Origin of the sequence: Pedobacter sp. AJM, assembly GCF_002197755.1 — a bacterium.
Taxonomy (GTDB): domain Bacteria; phylum Bacteroidota; class Bacteroidia; order Sphingobacteriales; family Sphingobacteriaceae; genus Pedobacter.
On sequence record NZ_NHOT01000026.1, the window covers coordinates 1 to 4,589 of the forward strand.

Sequence of the window (4,589 nt, forward strand, 5' to 3'; positions counted from 1 at the left end):
TAATGATCTTTTCTACTTCCGCAAATTTTATTTGAAATAATTTCTGCTCCCTTTATCCCCTTACACTCATCATCAACACGCTTTTCAACCCTAGCCCTTTCCTCCGAAGCGGGATGCAAAGGTAGCAAAAAATCATACCCCCGCAAACCCATCCCAACCCTTTTTTCTCCCTAAAAACATAACCCACTGTAAATCATCCATAAAAAATTAAAATAAATAAAACATTTTTAAATCAGGAGTGTTTGCAAGGGCGGTTTTCAGGAAAGAAGACCGGATCAAGTTATGTTAAACCATATAGGCATAGAGAACATAGAGACGGTAATGGTGATTTTATTTTGGCTGTAGGGAGGTTGAAAGGTTAATCGCGAATGTAAAGGATTATTCGAAGAACGAAAACTTATGGTTTATAGCTCGAGATGCTTTAGCGGGAAAGTGAGGAAGCCATTTACTCCATAATATATAGGTGAGAAAGAAGCCTAAATTAAGCAGCATGCAAGTTCTTGGGTATTAATCCGAATGTAAACTCATAATCTATAGGCATAACAAAGAGGTTAACTGCGCTGAATAAGAAAATAATTAAGCGCTATTCCTTTCCTAACTATATTTTCTAGTTGTTTAAAACCAGAATTTTTAAGGACTTTCTGCGAGCCTATGTTTCTTACATCTGTCAGTGCTACAATTTCGTCCGAATTGGTATTAGCGAATCCATAACATACAAGTGCTTTTGCGACTTCAGTACCAATGCCTTTACCCCAATATGATCTACCTAAACTGTATCCGATTTCCATTTGTCCGGGAATTTCGATAAAAGGCCTGAAAAGGCAATTACCCATAAAATCATGGTTTTCAGCATCAAATATCCCCCAGCGCCCAAATGGTCCGAGCTGATAATCCTTTATTGCAACATCAAATAAGTTTTTATATTCGTTTGGCAGCAATTGTGGCAAATACTGCGTAACCTGCTCATCATCGAAAAATGAACAAAACAAGGAATTTTCTAACGGTAAGAATTCGCGGATCACAATTCGATTGCTTTGATAGATAATGGCCATAGACTATTTTAACCTGAAGTGAAAACGAATGTAGAAAAATAGTTCTGAAACAAAAAAGGATACCGTAGCGGCATCCTTTAAATAATTTAAGTTATTAAATATTAAGCAATATCGAATCGATCAAGATTCATCACCTTTGTCCAGGCTTTTATAAAATCTTTCACGAATTTCTCATTCCCATCGAAACTTGCATATAATTCAGCAATTGCCCTGAGTTCAGCATTGGAACCAAATACTAAATCTGCACGACTGGCCGTCCACTTTGGTTGTCCTGTAGTCCGGTCGCTGCCCAAATAAGTTTCTTTATCTTCAGAACTCGCTTTCCATGAGGTGTTCATATCCAATAAATTTATAAAAAATTCATTGGTGAGCTTTCCTGGTGTATAAGTAAACACACCACTTTTAGAACCATCAAAATTAGTATCTAAAACACGTAAACCACCTACCAGAACTGTAAGTTCAGGTGCTGTTAAAGTAAGTAAATGTGCCCGATCAATCAATAATTCTTCTGTTGAAACAGATGACTTTGATTTACGGTAGTTTCTAAAACCATCAGCTAACGGCTCCAGATAACCAAATGATTCCACATCTGTTTGTGCCTGCGAAGCATCCATCCGCCCTGCGGTAAAAGGAACTGTAACTGAATATCCTGCTTCCGTTGCAGCTTTCTCAACACCAGCATTCCCCGCTAATACAATCAAATCGGCAAGAGATATCTTTTTTCCGTCAAGCTGCGCGCTGTTAAACTCCTGCTGAATGCCCTCTAAAACATTCAAAACTTTCTGCAATTGAGCTGGGTTATTTACTTTCCAATCTTTTTGTGGCGATAAGCGTATTCTTGCACCATTGGCACCTCCACGTTTATCTGAACCACGGAAAGTGGAAGCCGAAGCCCAAGCAACAGAAACTAACTCAGATACGGTCAAGCCTGAAGATAATAATTTCGACTTTAATATTTCAATATCGCTATCACTTACCAATGCATGGTTTACTGCAGGAATGGGATCTTGCCAAAGCAACTCTTCCTGAGGTACATCAGGGCCCAGGTAACGGCTTATTGGGCCCATATCCCGATGTGTTAATTTATACCAGGCACGCGCAAAAGCATCAGCGAATTCATTAGGGTTTTCCAGAAAGCGTCTGGAGATTTTTTCATATTCGGGATCAAAACGCAAAGCAATATCTGTGGTCAGCATTGATGGAAGATGTTTCTTATTGCTATCATAAGCATCAGGAATAATTGCTTCTGCGTTTTTGGCTATCCATTGATGTGCCCCAGCAGGGCTTTTGGTTAATTCCCATTCATAGGCAAAAAGATTTTCGAAGAAATTATTGCTCCATTGAGTTGGTGTGGTTGTCCAGGTTACCTCAAGTCCGCTGGTAATCGTATCTGCACCTTTACCGCTTCCATAGCTGTTATCCCATCCAAATCCCTGGCTTTCAATTCCAGCGGCTTCAGGTTCTTTACCCACATGATCTGCAGAAGCAGCACCATGCGTTTTTCCAAAACTATGTCCACCCGCAATCAGGGCTACTGTTTCTTCATCATTCATGGCCATTCTGCCGAAAGTATCACGGATATCTTTAGCCGCCAATACCGGATCAGGATTTCCATCTGGCCCTTCAGGATTTACATAAATCAAACCCATTTGTACCGCTGCAAGTGGTTTTTCGAGATTACGGGAATGGGTATCTCCGTCAGCATCATCATCACTTACCAATACGCCATGTGCCTTATCGGCACCATCCGAACCATGTCCATATCGAAGATCACCACCTAACCAGGTTGTTTCTGATCCCCAATAAACTGATTCATCTGCTTCCCAGGCATCTTCCCTCCCGCCAGCAAAGCCAAAGGTTTTGAAATTCATTGATTCCAGGGCAACATTCCCGGTCAGGATGATTAAATCTGCCCATGAAATTTTATTCCCATATTTTTGCTTGATCGGCCAAAGTAATCTTCTGGCTTTATCTAAACTCACATTATCAGGCCAACTATTTAATGGCGCAAAACGCTGCAAACCAGCACCGGCTCCACCACGGCCATCTCCAACGCGATAGGTACCTGCACTATGCCAGGCCATGCGGATAAATAATCCACCATAATGACCAAAATCTGCCGGCCACCAATCCTGTGAATCAGTCATTAATGATTTCAGGTCATTTTTTACCTCTTCCAGATTAAGACTATTAAAAGCTTCAGCATAATCAAAATCTTTATCCAATGGATTTGATAGGGATGAATTTTGTCGCAGAATGTTTAGTTTTAGTTGATTTGGCCACCAGTCGTGGTTTCTGGTTCCGCCGCCCCCAACATTCTGTTTCATACTTCCATTATGAAACGGGCATTTGCTGATATCATTTGAATCTTTTTCCATTTTCTTATGTTTTGCTATTTGAATTATGTTTATTCAAGGGTAATTATAATTTTAAAGTTAAAGGTTCCTTTTCAGAAATCACAATCGAATAATTCTATATTTCCATAGTCAAAATCTATCCATGTTTCAGTTACTTTCAAATGCTGTTAATATACTGCATTGCACCAATCACAAAAACATTGTAATGAATTATCCAGAATAAGTCAGGATTTAATCTTTATATAGCATATTTGCATGACAGTATATTTTAAAAAATCGATGACGGAACAGAAAAAGGTTTATGCCATAATTACGGGAGCAAGCAAAGGCATCGGCAGGTCAATTGCGACAGAACTGGCTAAGAAAGGTTTTAACCTGTTACTTGTTGCACGATCTGCTGAAGAACTGGCCTCACTTGGTCATGATCTTAAAATACAATATGGTATAGCAACTGATTTTTTGGCAATTGATTTAAGTATTCCAACTTCACCTAAAGTAGTATCAGATTGGATTACTGATAAAAATTATGGTATTAATGCCCTAGTTAATAATGCTGGTTATGGGCAATGGGGACAGTTTAAAGATTTAGACCTTCAGGCTCAAATGGAAATGTGCCGGTTAAATATGGATACGCTGGTCTCTTTATGTCACCTCCTTATACCTTCGCTTATCAAAGAAAAACAATCTTACATTCTGAATATATCCAGTACGGCGGCATATCAGGCTGTACCTACACTTGCCATTTATTCTGCAACGAAGGCTTTTGTGCTTTCTTTTTCACGCGCGTTGAGATTTGAATTAAAAAATACATCCATATCAGTTACCTGTTTAAGCCCCGGTCCTGTAGATACCGGGTTTGCACACCGGGCGGGATTAGATGCCTTTAGTAAGATGGCAGAAAAATTTAATATGCAACCGGATGAAGTGGCCAGGATTGCAATAAAGGGCATGCTTGCCAAGAAATCAGAAATTGTTCCGGGCTTAACTAATATGGTCAGTGTTTATGCCAATAGATTTCTGCCAAAAGCCTTTATAGAAAAAATGGCTGCTGGTATATATAAGGTATAGCTATTTTAATCATACCACACTTCTACTTGAAATTTTAACCCAGGTATACATTATCCCATATATTAAAATAAGTTATTAACGAACCAAAAAAAGGCTACTAAAACTATAGATT

3 protein-coding genes are annotated in these 4,589 nt (G+C 39.1%); 1 reads left to right on the forward strand and 2 read right to left on the reverse strand.

What is annotated here, in order from left to right:
* Positions 1-551: 551 nt before the first annotated feature.
* Entirely contained in the window at positions 552-1,052 is a 501-nt protein-coding gene (locus CBW18_RS21120; RefSeq protein ID WP_088303353.1) for a GNAT family N-acetyltransferase, read from the reverse strand.
* Positions 1,053-1,153: 101 nt separating this feature from the next.
* Positions 1,154-3,430, reverse strand: coding sequence for a catalase/peroxidase HPI (katG, locus tag CBW18_RS21125; protein WP_088303354.1), 2,277 nt, complete (start codon positions 3,428-3,430; stop codon positions 1,154-1,156).
* 258 nt (positions 3,431-3,688) lie between these two features.
* On the opposite strand from katG, the gene CBW18_RS21130 reads away from it, so the two are divergent.
* A complete protein-coding gene (locus CBW18_RS21130) occupies positions 3,689-4,477 on the forward strand; it encodes an SDR family oxidoreductase (protein ID WP_088303355.1) in 789 nt (262 codons plus the stop codon).
* The last annotated feature ends 112 nt before the right edge of the window (positions 4,478-4,589 follow it).